The organism is Methanofastidiosum sp. (assembly GCA_013178285.1).
Taxonomy (GTDB): domain Archaea; phylum Methanobacteriota_B; class Thermococci; order Methanofastidiosales; family Methanofastidiosaceae; genus Methanofastidiosum.
This window is the reverse complement of the sequence record JABLXD010000022.1, coordinates 24,363-49,254: the sequence shown is the minus strand read 5'-3', so window position 1 is coordinate 49,254 and position 24,892 is coordinate 24,363. Positions and strand designations below refer to the sequence as shown.

Annotated in this window: 26 protein-coding genes; 22 read left to right on the top strand and 4 right to left on the bottom strand. The window is 34.1% G+C overall.

The annotated features are described in order from the left end of the window. Nucleotides 1-5: 5 nt before the first annotated feature. Genes HPY60_07825 through HPY60_07815 form a run of 3 tightly spaced genes read right to left on the bottom strand, consistent with a single transcriptional unit; the run spans nt 6 to nt 2,909 of the window. Nucleotides 6-1,460 (bottom strand): hypothetical protein, encoded by a 1,455-nt coding sequence (locus HPY60_07825; protein ID NPV51084.1) that lies wholly within the window; start codon nt 1,458-1,460, stop codon nt 6-8. A gap of 10 nt (nt 1,461-1,470) precedes the next feature. Then, the gene (locus HPY60_07820; protein NPV51083.1) at nt 1,471-2,166 is read right to left on the bottom strand and encodes a DUF4956 domain-containing protein; all 696 of its coding nucleotides are present in this window, start codon (nt 2,164-2,166) and stop codon (nt 1,471-1,473) included. Next, nucleotides 2,166-2,909, bottom strand: a complete 744-nt coding sequence (locus HPY60_07815) for a polyphosphate polymerase domain-containing protein (GenBank protein ID NPV51082.1) — start codon at nt 2,907-2,909, stop codon at nt 2,166-2,168. Before HPY60_07815 ends, HPY60_07820 begins: the two co-directional genes overlap by 1 nt. A 175-nt stretch (nt 2,910-3,084) precedes the next feature. Here HPY60_07815 and HPY60_07810 point away from each other — a divergent pair, with 175 nt between their 5' ends. Genes HPY60_07810 through HPY60_07800 form a run of 3 tightly spaced genes read left to right on the top strand, consistent with a single transcriptional unit; the run spans nt 3,085 to nt 3,950 of the window. After that, nucleotides 3,085-3,276, top strand: coding sequence for a DUF2281 domain-containing protein (locus HPY60_07810; protein ID NPV51081.1), 192 nt, complete (start codon nt 3,085-3,087; stop codon nt 3,274-3,276). A 40-nt stretch (nt 3,277-3,316) separates the two neighbouring features. After that, the gene (locus HPY60_07805) at nt 3,317-3,538 is read left to right on the top strand and encodes a hypothetical protein (GenBank protein NPV51080.1); all 222 of its coding nucleotides are present in this window, start codon (nt 3,317-3,319) and stop codon (nt 3,536-3,538) included. 4 nt (nt 3,539-3,542) lie between these two features. Continuing rightward, nucleotides 3,543-3,950, top strand: a complete 408-nt coding sequence (locus HPY60_07800) for a hypothetical protein (GenBank protein ID NPV51079.1) — start codon at nt 3,543-3,545, stop codon at nt 3,948-3,950. Here HPY60_07800 and HPY60_07795 read toward each other — a convergent pair. After that, nucleotides 3,925-4,158 (bottom strand): type II toxin-antitoxin system HicB family antitoxin, encoded by a 234-nt coding sequence (locus HPY60_07795; GenBank protein NPV51078.1) that lies wholly within the window; start codon nt 4,156-4,158, stop codon nt 3,925-3,927. The genes HPY60_07800 and HPY60_07795 overlap by 26 nt on opposite strands. 491 nt (nt 4,159-4,649) lie before the next feature. Between HPY60_07795 and HPY60_07790 the strand changes: the two genes are divergently transcribed. The 19 genes from HPY60_07790 (at nt 4,650) to HPY60_07700 (ending at nt 24,582) form a co-directional block, all read left to right on the top strand. Beyond that, entirely contained in the window at nt 4,650-4,790 is a 141-nt protein-coding gene (locus HPY60_07790; GenBank protein ID NPV51077.1) for a hypothetical protein, read from the top strand. Continuing rightward, nucleotides 4,783-7,485 carry a hypothetical protein gene (locus HPY60_07785; protein NPV51076.1) on the top strand — a complete coding sequence of 901 codons (2,703 nt, stop codon included), beginning with the start codon at nt 4,783-4,785 and terminating at the stop codon, nt 7,483-7,485. Before HPY60_07790 ends, HPY60_07785 begins: the two co-directional genes overlap by 8 nt. Continuing rightward, nucleotides 7,448-9,592: a carboxypeptidase regulatory-like domain-containing protein gene (locus HPY60_07780; GenBank protein NPV51075.1), complete on the top strand. Its 2,145-nt coding sequence runs from the start codon at nt 7,448-7,450 to the stop codon at nt 9,590-9,592. The genes HPY60_07785 and HPY60_07780 overlap by 38 nt, the downstream gene beginning before the upstream one ends. A gap of 50 nt (nt 9,593-9,642) precedes the next feature. After that, a complete protein-coding gene (locus tag HPY60_07775) occupies nt 9,643-10,707 on the top strand; it encodes a hypothetical protein (protein NPV51074.1) in 1,065 nt (354 codons plus the stop codon). A 52-nt stretch (nt 10,708-10,759) separates the two neighbouring features. Beyond that, nucleotides 10,760-11,098, top strand: a complete 339-nt coding sequence (locus HPY60_07770) for a hypothetical protein (GenBank protein NPV51073.1) — start codon at nt 10,760-10,762, stop codon at nt 11,096-11,098. A 90-nt stretch (nt 11,099-11,188) separates the two neighbouring features. Further along, nucleotides 11,189-12,091 (top strand): hypothetical protein, encoded by a 903-nt coding sequence (locus tag HPY60_07765; GenBank protein NPV51072.1) that lies wholly within the window; start codon nt 11,189-11,191, stop codon nt 12,089-12,091. A gap of 19 nt (nt 12,092-12,110) precedes the next feature. Beyond that, the gene (locus HPY60_07760; protein ID NPV51071.1) at nt 12,111-12,617 is read left to right on the top strand and encodes a hypothetical protein; all 507 of its coding nucleotides are present in this window, start codon (nt 12,111-12,113) and stop codon (nt 12,615-12,617) included. Next, the gene (locus tag HPY60_07755; protein ID NPV51070.1) at nt 12,598-14,103 is read left to right on the top strand and encodes a phospholipid carrier-dependent glycosyltransferase; all 1,506 of its coding nucleotides are present in this window, start codon (nt 12,598-12,600) and stop codon (nt 14,101-14,103) included. Before HPY60_07760 ends, HPY60_07755 begins: the two co-directional genes overlap by 20 nt. A gap of 172 nt (nt 14,104-14,275) precedes the next feature. After that, entirely contained in the window at nt 14,276-14,563 is a 288-nt protein-coding gene (locus HPY60_07750) for a hypothetical protein (GenBank protein NPV51069.1), read from the top strand. A gap of 10 nt (nt 14,564-14,573) precedes the next feature. After that, nucleotides 14,574-15,095, top strand: coding sequence for a hypothetical protein (locus HPY60_07745; protein ID NPV51068.1), 522 nt, complete (start codon nt 14,574-14,576; stop codon nt 15,093-15,095). Then, nucleotides 15,085-15,489, top strand: a complete 405-nt coding sequence (locus HPY60_07740) for a hypothetical protein (GenBank protein ID NPV51067.1) — start codon at nt 15,085-15,087, stop codon at nt 15,487-15,489. Before HPY60_07745 ends, HPY60_07740 begins: the two co-directional genes overlap by 11 nt. 5 nt (nt 15,490-15,494) lie before the next feature. Then, complete coding sequence (locus tag HPY60_07735) at nt 15,495-16,442, top strand: NDP-sugar synthase (GenBank protein ID NPV51066.1); 948 nt, start codon at nt 15,495-15,497, stop codon at nt 16,440-16,442. Then, entirely contained in the window at nt 16,442-17,356 is a 915-nt protein-coding gene (locus tag HPY60_07730) for an NAD-dependent epimerase/dehydratase family protein (protein ID NPV51065.1), read from the top strand. Before HPY60_07735 ends, HPY60_07730 begins: the two co-directional genes overlap by 1 nt. Continuing rightward, nucleotides 17,349-18,506: a glycosyltransferase family 2 protein gene (locus HPY60_07725; protein NPV51064.1), complete on the top strand. Its 1,158-nt coding sequence runs from the start codon at nt 17,349-17,351 to the stop codon at nt 18,504-18,506. The genes HPY60_07730 and HPY60_07725 overlap by 8 nt, the downstream gene beginning before the upstream one ends. Continuing rightward, nucleotides 18,506-19,411, top strand: a complete 906-nt coding sequence (locus HPY60_07720) for an NAD-dependent epimerase/dehydratase family protein (protein NPV51063.1) — start codon at nt 18,506-18,508, stop codon at nt 19,409-19,411. Before HPY60_07725 ends, HPY60_07720 begins: the two co-directional genes overlap by 1 nt. 34 nt (nt 19,412-19,445) lie before the next feature. Next, entirely contained in the window at nt 19,446-20,573 is a 1,128-nt protein-coding gene (locus tag HPY60_07715; protein NPV51062.1) for a glycosyltransferase family 4 protein, read from the top strand. Beyond that, nucleotides 20,566-21,732: a glycosyltransferase family 4 protein gene (locus tag HPY60_07710; GenBank protein ID NPV51061.1), complete on the top strand. Its 1,167-nt coding sequence runs from the start codon at nt 20,566-20,568 to the stop codon at nt 21,730-21,732. The genes HPY60_07715 and HPY60_07710 overlap by 8 nt, the downstream gene beginning before the upstream one ends. Continuing rightward, the gene (locus HPY60_07705) at nt 21,729-22,913 is read left to right on the top strand and encodes a glycosyltransferase family 4 protein (protein ID NPV51060.1); all 1,185 of its coding nucleotides are present in this window, start codon (nt 21,729-21,731) and stop codon (nt 22,911-22,913) included. The genes HPY60_07710 and HPY60_07705 overlap by 4 nt, the downstream gene beginning before the upstream one ends. Further along, complete coding sequence (locus HPY60_07700; GenBank protein NPV51059.1) at nt 22,903-24,582, top strand: hypothetical protein; 1,680 nt, start codon at nt 22,903-22,905, stop codon at nt 24,580-24,582. Before HPY60_07705 ends, HPY60_07700 begins: the two co-directional genes overlap by 11 nt. The last annotated feature ends 310 nt before the right edge of the window (nt 24,583-24,892 follow it).

The following is a 24,892-nucleotide window of genomic DNA, read 5'->3' as shown; positions in this document are numbered from 1 at the left end:
TTTTTCTATTTACAAATACCTTCTCTTTTTTGATTTACATACTCTATCATCTTTTGGACTTCAGCATCATAGGTGCTCTGATCTAAAATATTATGTTCTTTATTATACTCAGTAAATACTTTGGCGATATATTCTATTTCTTCTATTAGTGCATCATCACAATAAATTTTCTTTGATATTTCATCATATTTTTCTTGGTACATCAGGCTAAACTTCTCATTTGCAAAGAATCTTTCTTTGAGTTCATTTGTTCCCTGCATACCACCTTGCATCATACCTTCCGGCCTTTGGGCAGTCATATTGAAATCCCTTTGTGGCATTCCTTCAGGTCTTACAAAAGTCATGTTTAGATCTCTGTTTTGAGGCATTTGAGCACTCATATTGAAATCCATTTGATGCATACCGCCAGGCTGTTGGAAGGTCATATTGCCATCCCTATTTTGCATGTTTCTGTTCCCCCCTCCAAACCCACCAAAGGCAAGATTAAAGTCCCAGGCAAGCATTGTGAACTGCTCAGTCTCAGGATTATAGTAAAGGTAAAAATTTCGCCCCTGATTGTAAAATGAATCTTGATTGTCTATCAACTCATTTATTGCAATCATCGTCATAAAAGAATCCAGTTCTAGCCAGTTTGGTAGTTCTTTTTCAAACTCTTCATCACTTGATTCAGAAACAAATTTCATGAACTCAATTAGTTTTGAATAGTCCTCATTCTTCTTGTTTGTCTTCTGTTCGTACTCACTTACATATTTAGTCTGATCTTCTCCCTTGTATGCAAACTCTGGAGAGTTTCCTTTTTTGTATAGGATGCCGTTAGTTTGGTCAAAGTGCTTTTCTATATAGTTACCATCGATATTTTCACATATTACATAATAGTAAGCTTTGTTATCCCCAATCTTTACACTTGCATAGGAGTACTCTGGAACTATCTGGCCATTTTCTTGATAGATGAAAAGTGAGAGTGGCTCTTCTAGAAGAGCGCTACCGCTATTGAAGCTACCTGTACGTACTGCAATTTCTTTGTAACCTTGGTAACTCTGGCCATCCACATACTCATCTAATTTTATTAAATAAGGCGCTTGAACATCTTGACTAATAGTATTTTTCTTAAATAGACCATTTAGGGAAGAGTTTCCTTTTAATCTCAATCCAACGTTTTTGATCGTGACGCCATCTATAGTAATATCTGCAGGGAAATAGTCTTTTTCACCAGTTTCACTGAAAGTTGTGATCATCAAATTATAGTTTTCTTCCGTCATCTCAATTTGGATTTCATGAACTAGAGAGTCATCAAAGATGTATACGTCATTTTCAATAGTATCGGTATTTGCATTAACATTAAGATTGTTAGAAGAGCTATAAGGCACAATCATGGTATTCCCAATAATTACACCAAAAAATAAAATGGTAAAAATAAAAAGGAGAATAACTTTGTAATGCCTCTTTAGTTTGATATCCATGGTCTCCCCCTCAAAGGTCAGTTGTGTTGTATCCAGTGATCAGCGTGACCTTTAAGTTGCCGTTTAGTGTCTTTATCGAACTCAAAAACTTGTGTTTGTCAGAGTTTTTCTTTAGTTTAACACTATATACAAGTTCAGTGAGCATACCAGACCTAACAGAGTCGACACTTATCAGGTCAGATGATTCAGTGTACTTGACAAATGTATCGTCAAATAACTTCTGGAAGTCTACTTCGTTATTGACCTGTATCTTTAGTATCTGGCTTGTAAGTGGCCTTGAATACCAGTCAAATCTATACATGATGTAGATGATCATACCTATTATTATTGTAGCAACTATCGAAAGGAAGTAGAACTTTGTTCCTGTTGACATCCCTATCGCCATTGCAAAGAATATGAATCCAACATCCCTTGTCTCCTTCATAGCATTTCTAAATCTTATTATAGATAGCGCCCCTACAAGGGAGAATGCCCTAGCTATGTTTGATCCCACAACAAGCATTATTATGTCAACGACAAGCGCCATAAGCACTAGTGTCTGGACATAACTCTGGGTATAGGACGCACCCTTGTGAGTCTTCTGGTATATCCACCCGATAAATGAGACCAACACAAAAGAAAGTGTTAGTCCTAGCACTACATCTGTTGTGGAAAAAGTACCGCTCAAATCCTGAAAATTAAAAATTTCATCCAATAAATTTGCCATTAAAACACCTCATAAGCGTAATTTGGAACCTTTTGCGCCGCCTCTAATCCTGTGCAGTATTTACTAATTCTAATAAGCCTATAGTTCCTGTGCCCTATGACTTCAGTCACCCAGTAGGGTATCCTTTCATTTGCCTTAATTTCTAGAATTGATCTGTCAGGAGAGATAAGGAAATTTCCTATCTCTTTGGAATCCAAGACAAGATTATTTACCCTATACCTTATGTTTGTGTCAAAAGTTATCCTAAGGCCGATATCGTAGTCAGAGCCGACATAAGCCTTCCTAAAATAACTTGTAATTAGTGTGGGCTTTAAGTTGTAATTAATTAGCATTGAAAGAATTTCCTCTATCACAAGAGAATCTCTTGGATCGTGAGGTGGGATCTTTCTTTCATTGCAAAGAAGAAGGGCATCTTTGTATTTTAGTGCAACCCTCCTCTTCTGCACAGTTTTGTTAGTCCTCTGCTTTATCTCGACAAAGACAATTGAATCTTCAGTTAATTTATCAATTGTTTCGTAGAATCTTATCCTTAGTTTTCTCCTGAACTTTATTCCTTCGATCTTCTCCCAGTAGAAGCGATAGTCTTCAGTGTCGTAGTAGAGGCTTGTTATAGCGTAAGTTCCAGAGTTTCCATGGTCGTCCAATAGGAGGTATTTTTCCAGATCCTTCTTTAACTCCTCTACCTGTTCTATCGAGAGGAGATACTTTAATTCAAATCTGTTGAACTTCCTTATTGGCTCCATAAATAGGGCGATACTTATAATTAATATAGGGATTTTCTAACATTGTCTTGGAACATTGTAACTAGAAGTTTTAAGAGGTGGCTAACGTATCTAGCCAGTGTTAAAAGCAAAACTCCAAAGATTTCTTTCATTCATTTAGAAAAGACTTAAATAATCTCATACTTCAAAATATATGATGAAAGTTAAAGAAATAATCATCAAAGAAATTGAAAAAACTCCTGAACCTATTTTAGAAGAAGTATTAGATTTCATGATTTATTTAAAAACAAAGAAAATGGATATTCTTGAAATTTCTCTAATGAGTGAATCCTCTCTAAAAAAAGATTGGCTAACTGTAGAGGAGGATAATGCTTGGGCAGATTTGTAAAAGCCAAATTTTATATATTACTTTTATAATATTTAATCAGATGAAATCCGATATTATTTCAATTCCCGAAGATATTAAACTAGAAATGGAGAAATTTTCTGACATTAATTGGTCTGAAATAGTTAAAAATGCGATAATAGAAAAAATCTCCTTTTTAGAAGAGATGGAAAAAAATTTGGATAGAAGTGCCCTTACTATTGAAGATACAATTATTCTTGGTAAAAAAGTAAATAAATCTTTGAGAAAACACTATAAGGATTGATATATTGGAACTTGTAGTAGATGCCAACATTATATTTGCTGCATTTATTAAAGATAGTAAAACTAGAGAAATTTTAATTAGTAATAAATATGTACTATACGCTCCTGAATATTTACAATTTGAAATAAATAAACACATTGATTACCTACAAAATAAAACAGGATTATCTAATTCTGAATTAAAAAAATATGTTTCTAGATTGTTTTTTGAATCAAATATTAATATAATTTCTAAAAATTATTTTTCTAGCTTTTTACAAAAGGCAGAAATAATATCGCCTGATCCCGATGATTGCGCGTATTTTGCTTTAGCCTTAAAATTAAAATGTGGGATATGGTCAAATGATAAGGATTTGAAAAATCAAAATATTGTAAATATATACTCAACTAAGGATCTTCTAGATATCTTCTAAAATAGTCCATACATCTTAGTTCAATTAAGGTATTATTTCTTAGAATTGTAAAGCTCTTTAATTTATTTAAATCGTTTGGATTTTGATCTTCTAAGCAAAGCTCTATAGCTTCTTTGATGTTTTCCATTGCTTCTTCTATAGTTTCTCCATAAGAGTGGCAACCTTTGAGTTGTGGGCAACTTACTATATATACGCCATCTTCATCCATCTCAATAATAATAATTGGAAGATGCAGTTTTTCCAGAGTATCGCCTATTCCATATATGTTACTACGGATATAAACTTTTCTAATACATATTTATCACTATTTTAGCCAGTGTTAACAGTAAAAACTCCAAAGATTTCTTAAGAAGTATTTGCATTGATAAGCAATAAATGCGAAAGCTTTAAATACTATTAGCGATAAATGATAATGATAGTAGATAACAGTTTATACATATATATGCCGAAAACTGATAATTGTTAATCATAGAGGTTAATTGATGAAAAGTATAACGATTAAGGGCATCCCAGACGATCTCTACTTCAAGCTCATCGAGTGGAAGGGCAAGATGAAGGCTGAGAACTGGGAAGATTTTTTGGAAAAGATGGTAAAGATGTTGGAGGAGAGCTAAAATTGAGTGTTTCATTTTCTGAAATTATGGTAAAATCGTTTCATGATAATGTTTTTATATCGTTTCACATTAGGGAGGTATTAGCTTGAGATATTATGAACCAAAAATTGGTTTAAATTATGACACAATTAAGAGAATTGATTATATGGATGATACTGTTAAGAATCGAAATCTTATGATAAAAAAACTAATCGTTTCAAAAAAGGAGGTAGATTTGTTTGAATAAGAAGATTTTAAGTTTTATATTTGGATCATTGTTAGTATTTAGTTTATTTGGAGCAATTGAGTTTGGGGAGGTTAGTGCTGCAGAAACATGGGGAGTTGCCTTAACTAGTGCAACTTCTGGAACGGCTTATTTCAATAGCGGAAGCATGCCGATGAATTTCAATGTTAAAATTACTTATAGTAGTGTTCCATCAGGAACTCCACTAACTAAGATTACTATCACACCACCAGCAACATATACCTTAGCTAATCTTGGTAGTCAGCCATCTGCCCCATCAGGGTGGTCAATAGATTATACTAGCCCTGCAGGAACAATAAGTTATAATCATACCGGGGCTTCTGGAAGTGCTACTATTACATTTCCTGTTAAGATTACAGCCGCACCTTTGGTAGATACTTTAGGTGACACTTGGACAATAGCGGCAACTGGTGGTGGTACATTAGGAAATCTACTCCCAAATACATTTGTAGATAATACCCCTCCTGAATTTGAAATGAGATACATTAAATCTCCAAAAGTTGAGAATGCGATAGGGATTAACGATATCTTGGGATTAGGTACTGTTACTCTTCAACTTTTTGCAGATGAACCAGTGGCTCCGACTTCATCAACTAGCGATAGACCCACAGTAAAAGTCAAACAGATTAATAAAACTGAAACGTCAGTTACAATGACCTCACAATCATCGTCATATCCTGATAGCATCTTTACTGGTTCTTATTCAATAACAAGTACCAGCGGGGCAAGTGATGGGTTAGCAACAGTAACTGTTTCTGCAAAAGACATGGCCGGAAATATAGGAACTACTATCAATTGGGCAACATACGATGGGCCTTCATTTATAGTAGATTCACAGTGTCCTGTTCCAGTACTTTCTAGCCCCTCTAACGGTGCTTCTCAAGCATCTCCTACAGTTGTATTCATATGGGAAAAGATTCCCGATATTTCAAATAAAAATGTAACTTACACATTACAATATTCTACCTCTTCCACATTTGGCTCTAATGTCGTAACCGTAGCCGGAGTTTTTGATGATGATGCAGGCACCCCATTATCTGGGGCTGCATGGACTGTTCCTTCAGCCTCAACTAGGGCATATACAACTAGTATTATACCTGGTACATACTACTGGAGAGTAAAGGCTGCAGACACATTAAATAATGAAAGTGCTTACTCTTCATCAAGAAGCCTTACTGTTACTTCAGATGATACAACTCCTCCTAATTTCAGAATTCGTTATCTAAAAACACCTAAAATTGATTATAATACAACACCGGATGTAGTAGGCGGAGGGTCAATGCAAGTTAGGATCCATGCATCTGAAACTCTAAAATCAAAACCAACAGTTCAAGTAAAACTACACAATCAAACTACATGGACTACACTCACTGTCACTGAATCTGCGCCTGCATCTATTTTCACCGCTACCTACAATATTCCAACTTCAAACACATATAATGGATTTGCTCAAATTACTGTATCTGGGGAAGACATCTCTGGAAATGTAGGAACAACTATTAATGCTTCTGCATGGGATCCCCTTAGAAGCACCACTCCACCTTACTTGTCAAAAGAAACTGATTCAGACGGTGCATTCTTCTATGTGGACACTGCAACAGATGCGCCTGCATTAAGGTTTCCAAATAATGGGTACTCAGTTCCAAATCATCAAAACGTAGTTGATTTCAATTTCAGTAAAATTACTGACATTTCAGCTGAAAGACCAGCAGATCTTGGACAAAACAACTGTATTACATACCATATCCAATACTCAACAACAGCTGATTTCTCATCAAATGTTATTACACAAAGTGTTGATGTAAATGAATCTATAAATTCTCCTGTTTTTTGTGATACTGGCTCAGCTGCAAATTACAATAACTGGTCAATAGGAACATCAGTTGTAAATAGTAGGGGCCACAAATCTCAAGCACTTTCAAATGGATCATGGTACTGGAGAGTATGGGCGACAGATAAACTAGGTAATCAGAGCCCATATTCTGAAACAAGGCAGTTCTCAGTTTCAACTGTAAGACCTGGACTTAATTCACCAACTGATCTCTCTCTCTTGAATTATAATGACCCAGTTTTAAGATGGGGAAAAGTTCCAAGTGCTACATCTTATAACATAAGACTCTCTAGAGGGGACAATGTCTTTATTAACTATACATTATACCCTGATAAGATCGCAGTCAACGGATTTTCAAATGATTGGGACCCTTTAACAACTAGTATAATGGACTATAATGTTTCAGTATCAACTCCGCCAACACCAGCCATAGGCAGGCTTGAAGACGGGGTCTGGTACTGGGCGGTTTCATCAAACTTAGATTCACAGGCTTACTCTGGGACTTGGAGATTTACTGTTGATACAACAGGCCCTCCAGGACCACAACTAATTACGTTGACAGATGGACAGGTAAGCCAGAACAAGAGGCCAACATTTACTTGGGCGTCTGTATCGGATACGAATGATTTATCTAATCCAGTAAGATACTATATCCAAATATCTGGAAATGCAAGTTTCCCCGACGCACCAGGACCTGCAAATTCTTCATTTAGTGGAACTTCTCCTGATTCAAAATGGAATACTAGCCAATTTACGCCATGGAAAGACGTGACTTATCAAAGAGGTCCATTAACTACTACAAGTTTTTGTGCCTACAAAGGATTTCCCAGAAACTCTATTAACTAACCCAGGCGATGCTTACTATTGGAGAGTATATGCAGTTGATTCTGCTGGAAATCGTGGAACAAATTCGCCTACAAGAAACTTTAGGGTAAGCACATCCCCTCCTCTAGTTTGGGGCGAAATACCTTCAGGGGTAACTACTTGTAACAACAACTGGCCAGATGAATGCTTAGTTGCTCCAAGAGACAATTTAGCATTAGGACTTAGATCACCATCAAATGGATTCACTACTAACACAAGAAATCCCTCTTTAGAATGGAGACATTCAAGGTGTGATTGTGTAGTAAGGGAGATATCAAGCTATATAATACAATACTCCAAAGATATTACTTTCCCCTCTGATAAAACAACAGATATCGCTGGGGTTTTCCAGGTATTGGGAGTTAATCCAGACAATAACCTATTACTAAACATGGGGTACACCATTCAGACACCACTCTACAATGGAACATACTTCTGGAGAGTATGTGCAGTAGATACTGCAGGAAATAGAACTCAGTTCACAGCCCCATGGAGTTTTACAGTGAATGTCCCTGACAACGAGCAGCCATCAACACCAGAGTGTTCTTCAACAGTTCCATGTCCCTCAGGTCAGACCTGTCAATCTGGTGTGTGTGTTCCAATAACATACTCTGCAGGAAACTTGACAATCACAGTACAAAACTCTGGAGGAACTGCAATATCCGGTGCTACAGTCACAGTTGACGGCACAGCCCAGACAACTGATGCTGCAGGGCAGGTAACATTCTCAAGCCTTTCCGGAGGTAACCACACAATAAACAACATAACTGCCTCAGGATATGTCGACTATGGAACAGCTACAGTCCTAGTTAATGGAAACACAACACAGACTATAACTCTAACAACACCAGGTACAGAGGGTTATGTCTGGGGATCAGTATACTTTGATGCAATAGGAACTGCTGCACCAAATGTCTTGATAGACATATACAATCAGTCTACAGATGTAAAGGTAGATAGCCGTCTTACAAACAGTGAAGGAAAGTTCCAGTCATCACCACTCCCCTCAACAGGCACATACTACATAAAGATCCCGGCATACGAAAAGGAATTAAGAGACTTACAGCCTACATCACTCACAACTGGAGAAAAGATTGTAATCCTTGAAACAAAGGGAACAGTCACAGGAATAGTCCAGGATGACACCGGCCAGATAGTTTCATCTGCAACTGTTGTATTGAAGAAGTACCCTGGTGAGGAGTTTGTCGATACAAAGACAACTAACTCAATAGGCCAGTTCTCCTTCGATGCACTACCTGGAACATACATCGTGACAATATCAAAGGCAGGATACGATGCATACACATCCTCATCATTCAGTGTCCAGTCAAAGCAGACAGTAAACTTGCAATCTGTTCTTGGAAACATAGTGCTTAACTCAATAAGAGGTACACTAACAGTATCAGTTAAAGATGACAAAGGTGCAACAATAAACACCGCTACAGTAACAATAAGATCAAGCACTGGAGCTGTAGTTAGGTCAATTACAACATCTGGAGGTACAGGCTCAACTCAGCTTGCACCAGGCGCATACAGGGTATCAGCAGTATCTAGTGGATTTGCAGAAAGCCTTCAGCAGACAACTAACATCACATCAAACCAGACTTCATCACTATCTATAACTTTAGCCCCTGCAACAGGCTCAATTAGGGTAGTTGCAACAGATGCAAGCGGCGCACCACTTACTGGAGCAAGTGTCTATATCGACGGCACACTTTCTGGAATAACAGATGACCAGGGAGAGCTTCTTGTTACAGGGCTCAAACTCGGAACACACACAGTCAAAGTATCGAAAGGCGGATACACTGCAGTAGAGGAGCAGATAACAGCAGGCGAGGCAACAGCAATTGTTGACACTGCACTTCCAAAGAACAACTTAATACTATACCTTGGTATAGGTCTTGGATTACTAATACTTGCTGGTGCAATATACTTCCTTAAATTTGCAAATAAAGGAGGTCCAAAGAGACCACCAATGCCAAAGGGACCAGCCCTACCAGGAAGACCAGGCGCACCAAAGCTTAGACCTCACAGACACAAAGGCGGACTACCACCATCCTCAATTAAGATAAAGAAAAAGAATCTTTAATTTTTTAATCTTTTTCTTTTAAATTATTTTTAATACTATACTAAATAGCCATGAAAAATAATCAAATGCCTCCCTCAGCCGAAAGACAGCTTTTCAGGCTTGAGAGGGAATATGAAAACGGATCTATTCCGGAAAAGGATTATGAGATAAGAAAAAGGGAAATTCTAGCTAGGGCAAGCGGTATCCCTCAAGGACACACAGATACACATCGCATAAAAAAACAGAAGATTAGAAAACAAAAAATCCAAAAACCCGCAAAAGATTCTAGTTTTATAAAAAATGCATTCCCATTTATTTTGATTGGATTGCTCTTGATAGGTCTTTCTTTTAAGATAATTCCAGAGCTTGGGCAAAAGGGCTCTGTAATAGTCAGCACAATTGAGAAATCTGTCCCAAAGGAGATAATCCCTTCATTGAGCCAGGATAATAGCCAGGCAGGCAATCAAAATTCTGAGCCATACTCCCCTCCAAATATCCCTCAGATTTCAGTCCCGCCACCTGTTTCATCCACATCTACCATAGAAACACCTACATCAACAATTACACAAACAAACACTATAATCGATGATTATATTTCCCAAGATAAAGCCACACACACCTTTACAGTCCCAGAGGCAAATTCAATTATCTACAAGGTTCAATCGGAATTGAAGATCAATGTACCGAGATCAATGAGCTTTGGCACACCTTCAATATACGGTGGTGAAGGTATAATAAACACTTCAGTTGTGAGGGGCGGGTACTACCTCTTCTCTGACAGGCCACCCAAAGACAGTAACACGATGATAACGATATTTGTCATTGAGCCCGGCAAGGAAGATACATTCTTCAAAGAGCTTGACCGATACATGTCATCGTTTGAATCTGCATACAACATAAATTCTACATTATATGAGAAGGTGGACGGCCCTAAACTCACATCTTCACCCTCAATCCAATACCAGTTCAAGTTTTATCCGGCAGGTGACAAATCTTTCCAGTCAAATGTAAGGCTTACAGCGATTAAAAAATCTAATCTTATCGTCTATATATACCATCTTGACAACCTTGGGCTCTTTTCCTCCCAGATAGACAATGAGAAAAAGATCATTTCAATATTAAATTCTTACAAATAACCTTAAGGAAAAACTTATAAAAGAAATTTAACTAACTATAATGAGGATATATATGAAGTCTAAGTTATCTTTATTTGCAATAGCAACTATCCTAATCTTTAGCTTATCTTTAGTTTCTGCCCAGTACCCTTCAGTAGTTGACAACTCATCTTCATCAGCAGGCGTAGGTCCCCAGGTAAATCCAGACGGGTCATACACCTTCATTGTAGAATCTCCAAGCGGAGTATTCTCGTCAGTCTCCGTTGTAATTAACGGCAAGACTTACCCTATGGAATACAGTAACACTAGATGGATTGTTACAATACCGGGGCTTTCATCAGGTACAATTTATTACTATCAAATTGTAACTTCCGCAGGGGTAGTATTCCAGGGCGCAAACCAAAAGCTTTAGAGATTAGATCAAATTAAATTTTTCTTTTATTTATTTCTTAAACTAATTAAACAGAAAAAGTTAAAAAAATATTAGATTATTTTACAGTTGATGGCCACAAACGATGAGTTCGATAGAGAGATTAGGGAAGCAACGAGAAGATATGTCAGAGGCGAGGTATCAAAGGACGAGTTTGAATCTTTAAAGAAAGAGATAGTTTCCCGCCACTTGAAAAGAGCCTATCAAAAAGATATTGAATCCCGAAAGAAAACTCCAAATAAGCTATCTAGGGGCAATAAAGGCTTACTTTTACTTTTGATCCTACTGATTTTATCCTTATCCACATACGCGATTGTTACAAATGTACTGTACGTCGCTCCGCTAGATACAACTGCTAGTGAAGAGGAGACTATATTTGAAAAGATTATTTCCATACCTAAGGCCATAATTGAAAATGATCCTGCTACTACTATCGAGCCTATTGATAAGGCGATAATTGACGACAAGTCAAGGCACATATTCACACAAGGAGAAGCTAGCACTGTTCCAGCTAAGATTCTAGCTACCTTGCCATTTTCCTTGATGCGGAGTATGACTATAGACAACTTCTCTCTTGACGGGGCGGAAGGTGTGGTAGACCTCTCAGTTGTAAAGGAAGGATATGTTATTTACCCCTCCAAAACTACGGGTGGTGCTGAAGTCTATATAACACTGTTTCTCGTTGAATACGGCAAACACAACAAGTTCTTCAGGGAGATTTCAACTTATGTTGGAAGTTTTGACAGCTTAAGGAGGGGCTATACAAGAGGAGGGGACGGCGTTTCTACAGAACTTTCTTCCATACAATACGATTATGCCCTAACTGAAAACAGTAACAGATATCCAGTGAGGGCAATATCGTTTAAGAGTTCAAATATTGTAGGCTTCATCTACTACCTTGATCCAAAGGGGGAGTTTTCCCTCCAAAGCCAAATAGAAGGGAGCGTTAAATCCGTACTAAAATCTTATGAGTAGCCAAGAGGAAAGAATTACTATGAGAAAACTTTTGCCTGTGACTTTAATTATACTCTTCACATCTCTTGTTCTCTTATTCTCTAAATTGAGTGGGGTGCTCCCAGAAAATAACGATGCACTACGTATTATTATTTTTCTTGAGTTGTTATTGATATTTTTTGCTGCTCTGAACTATTTTAACTTTAAAATAACTGAAAAGAATATTGGGCCAGTTGTTTTTGTTCTAATCATAGTTACCCTTTTGATATACGTCTTCTATTCCTTTAAGCTCTATTCAATGCCGGTCTTAGGATTTCTTGTCTTGGCATGCATACTGGCCTCTTTAATACTGCTATTTAATGCTAAAGATAAATCCGTGAGATATTACCTAGGTATAGTAATACTTGGGATACTGGGTGGCGGCCTTATTACTTATAGGTTCTGGGACCTTTCTTATATTTCCATACTGCTTGGGATAATGACTTCTGTCTTGATTATATCATTATCTTTACTTCTGGAGGAGGAAGATGAAAAGCCCAGCAGTTAAGATATTGGCACTTTCCATTATACTTGGAAGTTTCTTAAGATTGTACAAGCTTAACACCAATTACGTATGGTTCAATGATACCTTTTTTAGATTGACTCCTGCTTTGGAGATATTGCAAGGTGTACCTGTAAAATACGATTCTGGCATGATAGGTGTAACTGGACTTGGCCTACTGTGCTTTTCCATATCAAAAGATTTGTATCCTGTTGTTCTAGCAGTCTGTTTAGCCGGGATACTCTGCATACCCTTATCCTATTACTTTGTCTTAAAGATGACAAAGGATGAAAGGATAGCTGCTTTGGCAGCACTATTTGTATCTATCAATCCTACATTGGTGGCCCTGTCAAAAGTCTTGATTTGGGACATCTTTGTCGTTTTTTTCTTTTTAATATCGGGGATTATTTTTTTGTCTTTAAAGGAGAAGCCCAGCACGGTAAAAGGGATATTACTTGGGATTTCTCTATTCCTCTTATTTTCATTTAAACTGCCGAACGTCCTATTTGCTATTGTGTTCTATCTTTTCCTATTTTATTTTAGGAAATTTTCTATTCCCAAAAGTAAAGATCTTCTTATTTCTGGAGCGGTGTACGGGGCTTTACTTGGAATATTCTTCTATTCCTTCCCGAATGCTTTAAATTTTTTTACAAGAGGAGGGGGGCCAAATTTTTTTATAAAAGAGGATTACATTTCATTGACCATTGCAACCCTAAAGTTACTACTCTCTCCAGTAGCCTCACCACAAACAAGTATGGCCTTTTCATTTGACATGGGGATTGGCATCTTTTTTTCTCTTGGGATTATCTCTATCATACCCTTTATCTTTTATTTTAAAGATATTAGGAAAATAGACGAATTATTCTATGTTTCAGTAGTTCTAGTTATATCCCTCTTCTATATTAATTATAGTGGCTGGTCGCATAGGTACCTTTCAGTGCCACTAGTTTTAATGCTAATTTTTGTTTCATACGGCATAATAAAGATGAGGGAGAAAAACAATTTAATTTCGTTTGTAGTTATCGGTGTCTGCATTTTTGCTTCGTTGGGATCATCTGTTATTACGGTGGACAACTGGGCTTCTGATAAATCCCTTGCAGAAAATCATGTTGCAACGCCACTTTCTCTTTTTGATGGCGTTACTGAAATGGTAGAAATTGAAGGCGTGGATGCTATTGCTTCCCCTTATGGAAGGGTCTTTAAATTTTATTATTTATCTGGGCATCTTAACTCTGAGATAATTGATTTTTATTCCTTGGAGGATACAGAAGTTAAAGAAAGGATTGATACAGCAATTTTCAATGGGAAAAAGGTGTGGTATGTTGAAGGGTGGCCAGATGTATTTGTTTCCGGTGGAAAAAATACAATAAATTACAAGGCCATTATAGAAGATTCATTTTTCCTTAAAAATTATTATATTTCTAGAGAAATGATATATCTATCGGACATTGCATACCCTTCCCTTACAATTTATGAAGTTGAAAACAAATAAAAATATGGAAAAAAATAGGGAAAATAGGGAAAAATTTAAATTTTCCCTATTTTTTGCGAATATCTTAAATTTTTTTAGAAAGATTTATATATTAGAAAAAAAATCAATTATCGGTGATTAAATGAAAGCAAAGTTGATAGTAGGACTTGCTATATTAATGATGGTAATGGCAATGGCAAGCGTTTCTGCTCAGTACCCTTCAGTAGTTACTGGGGGAGTCAGCTCTAGCCCATTTCCACCAGGCCCTCAACAAATCGGTAACAACTATTCCTTTGTAGTAGATGTGCCTTTAGGAACCTTCGATTCAGTCCAAGTTATAATTGATGGAATCGCATACGATCTAACATATGAAAATGGGGCTTGGAGAGGAGTATTCCCAGCCAAACCAGGTCAGACCTATATCTACCGAATTACAACAAGATTTGGAGTAACATTCGAGAGCAGTCCACACAAACTGTAAGTTGAATCATATGAAAGATATTTTTTCGTTAGCTTTTATAATTTTAAATTTACTAATTTTTGGGTATGTTCTAATAGGTTTTCATGAAATTGGTCAATTGTTGTATGGTAGCACCATTTTAATAGGACAAAATATAGCAAGCGCTTTTGCGCTAGTTTCTTATATTTATGTTGGATTTGATTTATTTAAAAATAGATCCTATAATGGAATAGTATTTGCTTTAACTTTAACATGCCTTATTTGGGCCATATCTTTGGCATTATATTCTACAACTTTTTTCCTTGAGATGGGAAAACAGTTGGCCTTGCCTTTTATTTTCACCATGTTTCTATTTTACAAAAATAGACAAGATATTTCTACTAGGAAAATCCTGACTGAAATACCTCTCGCTGCTATTTTTTGGATAAGTCTTACCATTTTAAGTTTTGAGAATATTTATAATTTAGTAATATCAATTATGGTATTGGGGATAGCTTACTATTTGATTGAAATGATCTACCCAATTCAAAAGGAGGTCTTAAATGAAGTATAGATTAGTAATAGTTTTATTGATTTTAGGAGGAATATTATTTTCAGGTTGTTCAGAGAAAAAGACTACGGTCACACCTGAGGAACCAGCAGAACAATACAAAGAGCTAATTGCATATAGGACGTATATTGACAGAATTGAGCAAGATGGTAGAAGGACCATGGTAATCATTGTAAGCTCATCTGCAACTAAAACGCAAGTTAAGGACCTTGTAGACTTTCTAGTAAAAGATATCAAAGAAACAAAGATCTGGTTAGAGGTATGGGATGACCTTGAGACATTGCAAAAGGGAAGTGCAATAACAGATGCAGATAAGATTGCACATTACATTATGTATGCAGAAGTAGACAAAAGCACAGGTAAGAAAGGCTACTACTGGGAAAGAACATACAGTTGAGCGAAATGATTGGAATAGTTCTTGCAGGCGGCTTTGCTACACGAATGAAACCGCTTACCTGTAGTAAGCCTTTGCTACCGCTAGGCAATAAATCCTGCTTAGAGCATGTCTGCGATAAATTATCTGAGATAAAAAACTTAGATAAGATTTACATAACAACATCAAAATTATTTGAAGAAGATTATAGAAAATGGGTGGATTCATCAGAGCTAGGTGAAAAATTTCAACTTTTTATTGAGCCTGCGAAATCTGAGGCAGAAAAACTAGGAGCTTTAAGAGCAATATTGTACCTAATTGATAGTAAGGGGATAAGTGATGACCTATTGATTTGTGCAGGGGATAACTACTTTGACTTTTCAATTAAAGAACTAGTTGATACTTATAAAAAGTCAAATTCACTAACTGTTGGATTGCATGATCTGAAAGATATGGAGAAGGTAAAACTTTATTCAGAGATAACACTTGAAAATAATTACATAAAACATTTTGAAGAGAAGCCAAAAGACCCAAAATCATCACTTGTATCAACAGCACTTTATATTTATCCGAAGAGTTCTATTTCTTTGCTTAGGAAAGCCGTTGATAGCGGCTATGTTGATAGCCCTGGTAAGTTTATTGAGTTTGCAGTAAGAATGGGACACCCTATTTACGGGAAAGTCATGGGTGGCAAGTGGATTGATATAGGGGATCGAGACTCTTACCTAGAGGCAAATTCCTTACTGCTTAAAGGCAAATCCTTTATCGGTGAAAATTCAAAAATAGATGAAAAATGTGAGATAGGCAATAACGTTGTAATTGGAAAGGATTGTAATATCACTAGTTCCCATATCGATAATGCCGTTATCCTACCAAACTCTATAGTTAGCTCATCAACTATAATAAACGCAGTTATAGGGGCAAATTCTAAGATTTTTAGTAAAACTATAAAAGATAAAATCTGTGAGGTAAATTGATGGCTAATTATTTAGTTACTGGTGGAGCGGGTTTCATAGGGAGTCATCTTGTTGATAGGCTTATCAATGACAATAATGTCACTGTAATTGATAATCTAAGCTCTGGCAAGAAAGATTATATTAATCCAAAGGCATCCTTTGTAAATAAAGACCTTCTAGATTTAGAAAGTATTTTAAGTGATTTTGAAGGTATTGATACAGTTTTTCATATAGCTGCTAATCCTGATGTCAAGCTAAGTGCAGTTGACACAAAAATTCATTTCGACCAAAATATCGTTGCAACTTACAATGTGTTGGAGGCCATGAGAAAAAAGGATGTAGGAAAGATTGTCTTCACTTCCTCTTCAACTGTATATGGAAGAGCTCCAATGCCGACACCAGAACATTATGGGCCTTTGATACCTGAATCTATTTACGGAGCGTCTAAACTTGCATGTGAGGGGTTGATTTCTTCTTACTGCCATACATTCGGTTTTAAGTCGTGGATATTTAGATTTGCCAACATAATCGGCGAAAGGTCAAATCACGGGATTATACCGGATTTTATAGAGAAGCTGAAAAAGAATCCTACAGAGCTTGAGATACTTGGAGACGGAAAACAATTGAAATCTTACCTCTATATTGGAGAATGTATAGACCAGATACTTTTTGCATATAATAATAGCAATGATAAGGTTAATATTTTCAATATAGGATCTCTAGACCACATTTCTGTAGAAAAGATAGCGGAGCTTGTTTCCAATAAAATGAGATTGAATCCAAAGTTTAAGTTTACCGGTGGGGAGATAGGCTGGAAGGGGGATATTCCAAGAATGCTATTGGGCATTGACAAGTTGATTAGCCTAGGGTATGCCCCTAAATACAATTCTTTTGATTCAGTAAAAAAAACTGTAAGGGAGCTATTGCATGATTGAAGTTTCAGTCGTTATACCGACACTAAACGAGGAGAAGACCATCGGTATTTGCATCGATAAGATAAATAAAATCTTCAATGAATACAAAATAAACGGCGAAATAGTAGTTTCAGATAGTTCAACAGATTCAACTCCTGAAATTGCAAGATCAAAGGGTGCAAGAGTTATACATCCTAAGGAAAAGGGATATGGCAACGCTTACCTTGATGGAATAAACGCTTCTAAAGGAAAATACATTATAATTGGGGATGCTGATGACACCTACGATTTTCTGGAACTACCGAAGTTTTTAGGGCCACTTCAAAACAAAGAAGCTGACTTTGTTATTGGAAATAGATTTGGTGGTGGTATTGAAAAAGGCGCAATGCCATTCTTACATCGATATATCGGAAATCCTCTATTGACTAGAGTATTGAACTTATTCTTTCATGGAAAAGTTTCTGATACCCATTGTGGAATGAGGGGATTTACAAGAGATGCCTGGAAGAAACTTGATCTTAAGACAGGTGGGATGGAGTTTGCCTCAGAGATGATTATAAAGGCAATTCAGAAGAAATTAGTTATAAAGGAAGTTCCGATAAAACTCTATCCAAGAAACGGTAGTGAAGCAAAGATAAGTTCATTCGCCGATGGGTGGAGACACTTAAGATTTATGATGCTTCTTGCACCAAACTACCTCTTCATGATCCCAGGATTATTGTTATTTGGTTGTGGACTAATACTTATGACTTTATTGTTATTTGGACCATTGAGGGTGGGTGTGATCAAACTTGATATACACCCGATGGTATTAGGTAGTTTACTTACATTATTTGGATTCCAGATAATTCTCTACTCCCTAATTGTGAAGGAGTACGGTGTTACTGAAGGGCTTATACCGGAGAGTAGGACTGTTAGTTTTTATCATTCACACTTCAGTTTGGAAAGCGGATTAAAAATTGGAGGGATAATATCTATACTTGGATTTATTTTCAATTTATGGATACTTTTGGCTTGGACCTCTAATGGTATGGGTGCGCTCCCCGTTTCATCATTGAGACTTGCCATACTAGCACTCACAATCTTTATTATAGGAATAGAGATAATGTTTACATCATTTGTCATGAGTATTTTTAATATCAAACATATATATTCAACGAGGGGATCTTAATGTCAAAATACTTAGTTACTGGTGGCGCAGGTTTCATAGGAAGTCATCTAGTTGACGAATTAATAAAAAAAGGAAATGAAACGATAGTTGCAGATAATCTACATACTGGCTCTTTAGATAATATTGCAAAATATAACAAAGATATTGATTTTATCAATAAAAATATAGGAGATATTTCCCAACAAGATGTTAAGGACATAGATGGAATATTTCATTTAGGAATCTATTCTTCCTCTCCGATGTATAAAGAAAATCCTTCTTTACTAGGAATTGCCATAAACGACTTTATTAATATGTTAAAGCTTAGCCAGAGCTTAAATGTTAAAATTGTCTGGGCCTCTACTTCTTCAATCTACAATGGAAATCCTACACCTTGGAGAGAAGATATGGATATATTTGTTAAGGATTACTACACAGAAACTAGATACGCAATGGAAAGATTGGCTAGTTTACATCATGATTGGCATGAAACTATGTCAATTGGGCTTAGATTCTTCTCAGTTTATGGCCCAAATGAAAGATCAAAAGGAAGATATGCAAATTTAGTATCTCAATTCTTATGGGATATGAAAAATGGAAAATCTCCAATCATATATGGAGATGGAGAGCAACGAAGGGATTTCATCTATGTAGATGATGTAACCAATGGTATTTTGAAAACTTTTAATTCTAAACTCAAGTTTGGAATTTACAATATCGGAACTGGAGTTTCCTATAGTTTGAATGAAGTTGTAGAGCTAATAAACGATAGTCTAAATACTTCTATTATTCCAAGCTATTTGGATAATCCAATAAAAGGATATGTCAAAGATACCTTGGCAGATACGTCAAAGAGCAAAAAAGAACTTGGATTTGAGGCCAAAATTGGATTGAAGCAAGGGATTACTTACTTGTTGAACAAATAAATGGAGATAATCTAAAATATAAAATCGTGATTGCTTGAAGATTGCTATAGTTATTGATGTAATTTATCCCTATAGTAAAGGAGGAATGGAGAAACGTTTATGGGATATCACAAATAGATTGGCATCAGAAGGACATGAAATACACATCTATTGCATGAAATATTGGGACGGAGAAAATGTAATTATAAATCAAGGAGTATACCTGCATGGTGTTTGTAAGAGTTTAGAATTATATAAAAATGATAAAAGATCTATAAAAGAGGCCTTATATTTCTCAATTAGACTATTCTTCCCATTATTAAAAGGAGATTATGAAATAATCGATTGTCAGAATTTTCCGTATTTTTCATGTCTTACGGCTAAATTAGTATCTCTATTAAAAAGAAAAAAATTGATAATAACTTGGCATGAAGTTTGGGATAATTATTGGTATGAGTATTTAGGTAAAAAGGGAGTTTTTGGAAAGATAATAGAAAAATTTGTCTCAAAAATTACAAATTACAACATTGCTGTTTCTGAGTTAACAAAGTTAAATCTAGAAAAGATTGGATGCAAAGGATCTATACAAATAATACCGGTTGGCATTGAATATGATTTTATATCAAGAGTTAACCCATCAGAAAATAAATCAGATATAATTTTTGTTGGAAGGCTAATCGAACATAAAAATCTATATTTATTATTAAGATCTATCTATCTATTAAAAAAAGAAATTCCCAATATAAAATGTAATATTGTTGGAGATGGTCCTGAAAAAGAAAAACTAATAATATTAGCAAATAACTTAAACTTGAATAATAACGTTTCTTTTTTAGCATTTATAGGTGAGCACACAGATTTAATTTCCCTTATGAAATCTTCAAAAGTTTTCGTTCTGCCGTCCTCAAGAGAAGGATTTGGAATAGTTGTTCTAGAAGCAAATGCTTGTGGATTGCCTGTAGTAACTAGTAATCATGAAATGAATGCCGCAAAATATTTGATATACGATTATAATGGACGAGTTAGTAAAATCTCTGAAAATGATTTTTCTAAAAATATATTAGAAATAATCCATTTAAAAGAAGAAAATAAAAAGAGATGTATCGAATTTGCTAAGAAATACGATTGGAGTATCATAACAAATAAAATCATAAATTATTATAGAGAGGTTAATCATGCCTGAAGAAGTAAATATTTTATCAGTTACTCCATATTCATTTCCAGAAAAAGGGGGTGCCGAGAATTATACACATAATATAGAGAAAGAATTGGTCAAAAAAAATTTCAATGTAACTAGGGTATGTAGTTCTATTCTATCCAAAGAAAAAAATTATATTGATGGTATTAATGTTATCCGACACTTACCGGATTTTGTTATTTCAAACACGCCAGTGAAAATATCTCTCCATACTATATTAAAAAGATTAGTAAAAAATGAAAAATATACTTTAATTACTTCTTATATGCCAGTTCCATACTATGCAGATATCGCATCTGTAATAAGTAAAAAGAATAGTATTCCATTTATACTAACATATCACAATGATCTTGTGAAAGATGATTCTTTCATGAATTTAATTAGTAATATTTACAATAATACTCTATGCAAGAATACTCTAAAGAATTCATCTTCAATCATTACACCTTCTCCTTATTGTTTTAATGAATCAAAAATTCTAAGTAACTATAAAGAAAAGTTAAAGTGGATTCCACCAGGAGTAGATATTAAGAAATATAATCTAGATGAATCAAATGAATTGCATGAAGATTATAATCTAAATTATTCATCTAAAATAATATTATTTGTAGGCCAATTAAATAGATCACACACACACAAAGGTGTAGATATTTTAATAGAATCTTTCAAGACGGTATTAAATGAAGTAAAAAATGTGTATCTTGTAATTGTAGGTAGTAGTGACATGATACCAGAATATAAAAATTTATCGATGAATCTTGGAATTCACGATAATATTATTTTTACTGGTTACGTAGAAGAATCTAAACTAATTGAATATTATAAAAGTTCAGATATAGTAACACTTCCTTCTACCAACATCTCTGAAGGATTTGGGATGACTTTAATTGAGGGCAATGCTTGTGGAAAACCAGTTATTGGTTCAAATGTAGGTGGAATAAAATATGTTATTAAAGATGGTGAAACAGGGATATTGGTAACCCCAAAAAAATCTGATGAACTTGCTAAATCTATAATTATGCTACTCAAAGATGAAGAAATGGCAAAAAAAATGGGAATTAATGGACGCAAATTAATTGAAGAAAAATATACCTGGGAAAAATCTAGTAAATCAACGATAAAAATATTTAAGGAATTCTTATGAAAATCTGCTTAATAAATACTCTTTATCCTCCAGATATTATAGGCGGTGCAGAGGTAATTGTACAAAAATTAGCTGAAGGTCTAAAAAAAAATGGATACGAAATATTTATAATAGCGACGAATTCAGAAAGGAAATATTTTCATGAAGAGTCTAATGGGATAAGAGTATATCGAATTAATCCTTTTAATTTATATCCTGCATATAAAGCTCAAAAATATCCAAATATAATAAAACCTATTTGGCACGTCATTGATTTGTGGAATCCATTTATGTATTTTAAAATAAAGAATATTCTTAAAGAAGAATTGCCCGATATTGTGCATATTAACAATTATAAAGGATTGTCCTTATCCGCTTTTAGTGCTGCTAAGTCTTTAGGTATCCCTTTCATATTTACTGCACATGATTATTCATTAATATGCCCTAGAGCAAATTTATTAAATAGACATGGAAAAATCTGTAATAAAAAATCAATTCTATGTAAGCTGTATATAGCTTTACAAAAATACGTTTTTGACAAAAATTCTCCTTATATATTTACTTCACCTTCACAATTTGTTATTGATAAATTAAAAGAAAATAAATTTTTAATTAAAACAAAATCAGTTAAAATCCCTTTAGGTCTTGAATTAAATAATAAATTAACAAAAAAAAATTATTCATCAATAAATATTCTCTTTGTTGGAAACTTAAGTAAACATAAAGGCCCCCACATATTAATTGAAACTTTTAAAAGAATAAAAAAAGATAATCTCGTTCTCAATATAGTTGGAAAGGGAGAAGATGAGAACGAACTTAAAGAGTTTTCTAAAGAAGATACAAGAATTATTTTTCATGGTTTTGTATCTGATAAAGAACTAGTTAGATTTTATAAAAAGGCTAATATTTGCGTTGTTCCTTCAATTTGGTATGATAACTCACCTATGGTAATATATGAGAGCTTTAAATATGGAACTCCAGTAGTTGCTAGTGACATAGGGGGGATACCTGAATTAATCGAAGATGGAGTAAATGGTTATTTATTTGAGCCAGGTAATTTAATCCAACTTAAAGAAATAATTGAAAGATTAATCAATGATACAAAAGAAATTAAAAAAATTGAAAAAGGAACTTATAATACCTCAAAATATTATTCAATCGATAATTATATCAAAAAAACAGAGGATCTCTATGAAAAGTGAAAATAGCAAATATATATTCTTACTAGTATTTTTACTATTTTGCATTACTAATTATATTCCTTTTACAGTCAACTCTTCTCAATTTTATGAAGGAATACCTCAAGATGAAGATGCTATAGCAGAAATGGTTGGTACACGCATTTTAATTGAGAAAGGGATATTCAATCCTTCGTTTGTCCACAATACAGGATACTCAATAGAAAAATATAAACCTGGCGCTCTTATTTATTATCCTATAACTCAAATTATTTTATTAAATATTAGTGAAATTTTTAGTTTAAGTACACATATCTTTCATGGCATTTTTAATTACCTATTATTATTATGCATACCACTTTTATTTTATACCCTTTTTAAAGACGAAAAAGAAAAAAATCTGAAATTATATAGCATTTTACTAGTTTTAATATCTCCTACATTATCTAGAGATATGATTTGGTCTACAAATCATACAATTTTAGCCTTAGTTTATATTTTATTATCCATATTATTTTTAAATAAATACTATAACACAACAAATCTCAAATGGCTTTTTTTATTCGTATTTTGTTTTTTTTCATTAATTTTTATACATTTATTGTCTTTTTTTTTATTAGGATTAGGTTTCATGCTTTTCATTTTTATAGAATATATAGTAGTTGGAAAAAAATTTAAGTATATTTTAGTTCTATTACTGATTTTTTTAGCAATATTTCTAGGGGCAAAAGAATTCATTACCATAGCAGGAGCAAAAATAAATTTTGAAACTTTTATATTAAAGTTTCTTTATATACAAGCAGATGCCTCTCAAGAAATGAGAATCAGTTATCCTATCCAAGATCTTTTATTTGCTTGGGGATATATTCCAACTTTCTTAGCAGGTTGTTCCATTGTATATTTTACGAAATCACGATTTTTAGATCCAATAAAATTATTAATGCTTTCTTTTCTTGTAGTCATACTAGCTCTTGGTTATTCGTACTTTTTAGGTTTTTATTTTATTAATAACAGGATATTGCTATATGGATCAATACCTATAATATTTTTTGGTACCTTTGGCCTAAATGAAATTATAGAAAATCATTTACTAAAAAAATTAAAAAATATTTTTCCAGTAGTGTTAGTCCTTATATTAATTGTCTCAATATCAAATGTATTATCCTATCAAAATATTAATCTTAATATATATACAAAAGAAAATGTTTTTCCATTAAAAGAGCATATGAATTCCTTTGTTTGGATAAAGTCAAATACTTTAGAAGACGATGTGATAGTAACATATTATGATTCATCAAATTTTTATTTAAAATGGATGCCTTATTTCACAAGCAGAAAAATAATTTTTGGTTGGCTAATTGATACTAAATTTGATCAATTATCAGATAGAATATACTATTCAAATAAAGATACTATTCTCTTGAAAGTTTTATCCCCTTTTTTATCAGAGGAGATATTTCGATCTAAATACACAATTGTGTATAACGAATGGAAAAATAAAGACAATATATCCAATATATTCAAATACCCCGACTCTGCAGACTCAAAATTGATTTTAAATGAATATAATATTAAGTATATTTATATTCCAATAAACAATGAACAGATAATTAACAAGTTTATTACATCAAGTAATTATCAACTTGTTTTTCAAAATACTAACATAATGATTTTCACAAGGAGTGATAATTAGTATGTTAAATATAATAAGAATAATTGTCATGAGTATAATTATATTTTTCTTACCTGGATTTATTCTAATTTATACTTTAGATTTAAATAAATATATGAAAGCGATAGAAATATGTCTAATTTCATTCTTACTATCCTTATCTTTTTCATTCGTTACAATTTATATTATCAATAAATTACTTAAAATAAAAATTACATTTTTAAATAATTTATATGTTTCTATTTTGATTATTATCTTTTTATTATTCTTGAAATTCATATCGAGTTATTTAGGTTGTAACCAAGTTTTAAAAAAGAGTAATAAAATCAAG

Excerpts from the sequence above, each read along its gene's own strand:
- HPY60_07825 (NPV51084.1), bottom strand. The coding sequence starts at position 1,460 with ATGGATATCAAACTAAAGAGGCATTACAAAGTTATTCTCCTTTTTATT.
- HPY60_07820 (NPV51083.1), bottom strand. The coding sequence starts at position 2,166 with ATGGCAAATTTATTGGATGAAATTTTTAATTTTCAGGATTTGAGCGGT.
- HPY60_07815 (NPV51082.1), bottom strand. The coding sequence starts at position 2,909 with ATGGAGCCAATAAGGAAGTTCAACAGATTTGAATTAAAGTATCTCCTC.
- HPY60_07810 (NPV51081.1), top strand. The coding sequence starts at position 3,085 with ATGAAAGTTAAAGAAATAATCATCAAAGAAATTGAAAAAACTCCTGAA.
- HPY60_07805 (NPV51080.1), top strand. The coding sequence starts at position 3,317 with ATGAAATCCGATATTATTTCAATTCCCGAAGATATTAAACTAGAAATG.
- HPY60_07795 (NPV51078.1), bottom strand. The coding sequence starts at position 4,158 with ATGGATGAAGATGGCGTATATATAGTAAGTTGCCCACAACTCAAAGGT.
- HPY60_07775 (NPV51074.1), top strand. The coding sequence starts at position 9,643 with ATGAAAAATAATCAAATGCCTCCCTCAGCCGAAAGACAGCTTTTCAGG.
- HPY60_07770 (NPV51073.1), top strand. The coding sequence starts at position 10,760 with ATGAAGTCTAAGTTATCTTTATTTGCAATAGCAACTATCCTAATCTTT.
- HPY60_07765 (NPV51072.1), top strand. The coding sequence starts at position 11,189 with ATGGCCACAAACGATGAGTTCGATAGAGAGATTAGGGAAGCAACGAGA.
- HPY60_07760 (NPV51071.1), top strand. The coding sequence starts at position 12,111 with ATGAGAAAACTTTTGCCTGTGACTTTAATTATACTCTTCACATCTCTT.
- HPY60_07755 (NPV51070.1), top strand. The coding sequence starts at position 12,598 with ATGAAAAGCCCAGCAGTTAAGATATTGGCACTTTCCATTATACTTGGA.
- HPY60_07750 (NPV51069.1), top strand. The coding sequence starts at position 14,276 with ATGGCAAGCGTTTCTGCTCAGTACCCTTCAGTAGTTACTGGGGGAGTC.
- HPY60_07745 (NPV51068.1), top strand. The coding sequence starts at position 14,574 with ATGAAAGATATTTTTTCGTTAGCTTTTATAATTTTAAATTTACTAATT.
- HPY60_07740 (NPV51067.1), top strand. The coding sequence starts at position 15,085 with ATGAAGTATAGATTAGTAATAGTTTTATTGATTTTAGGAGGAATATTA.
- HPY60_07735 (NPV51066.1), top strand. The coding sequence starts at position 15,495 with ATGATTGGAATAGTTCTTGCAGGCGGCTTTGCTACACGAATGAAACCG.
- HPY60_07730 (NPV51065.1), top strand. The coding sequence starts at position 16,442 with ATGGCTAATTATTTAGTTACTGGTGGAGCGGGTTTCATAGGGAGTCAT.
- HPY60_07725 (NPV51064.1), top strand. The coding sequence starts at position 17,349 with ATGATTGAAGTTTCAGTCGTTATACCGACACTAAACGAGGAGAAGACC.
- HPY60_07720 (NPV51063.1), top strand. The coding sequence starts at position 18,506 with ATGTCAAAATACTTAGTTACTGGTGGCGCAGGTTTCATAGGAAGTCAT.
- HPY60_07710 (NPV51061.1), top strand. The coding sequence starts at position 20,566 with ATGCCTGAAGAAGTAAATATTTTATCAGTTACTCCATATTCATTTCCA.
- HPY60_07705 (NPV51060.1), top strand. The coding sequence starts at position 21,729 with ATGAAAATCTGCTTAATAAATACTCTTTATCCTCCAGATATTATAGGC.
- HPY60_07700 (NPV51059.1), top strand. The coding sequence starts at position 22,903 with ATGAAAAGTGAAAATAGCAAATATATATTCTTACTAGTATTTTTACTA.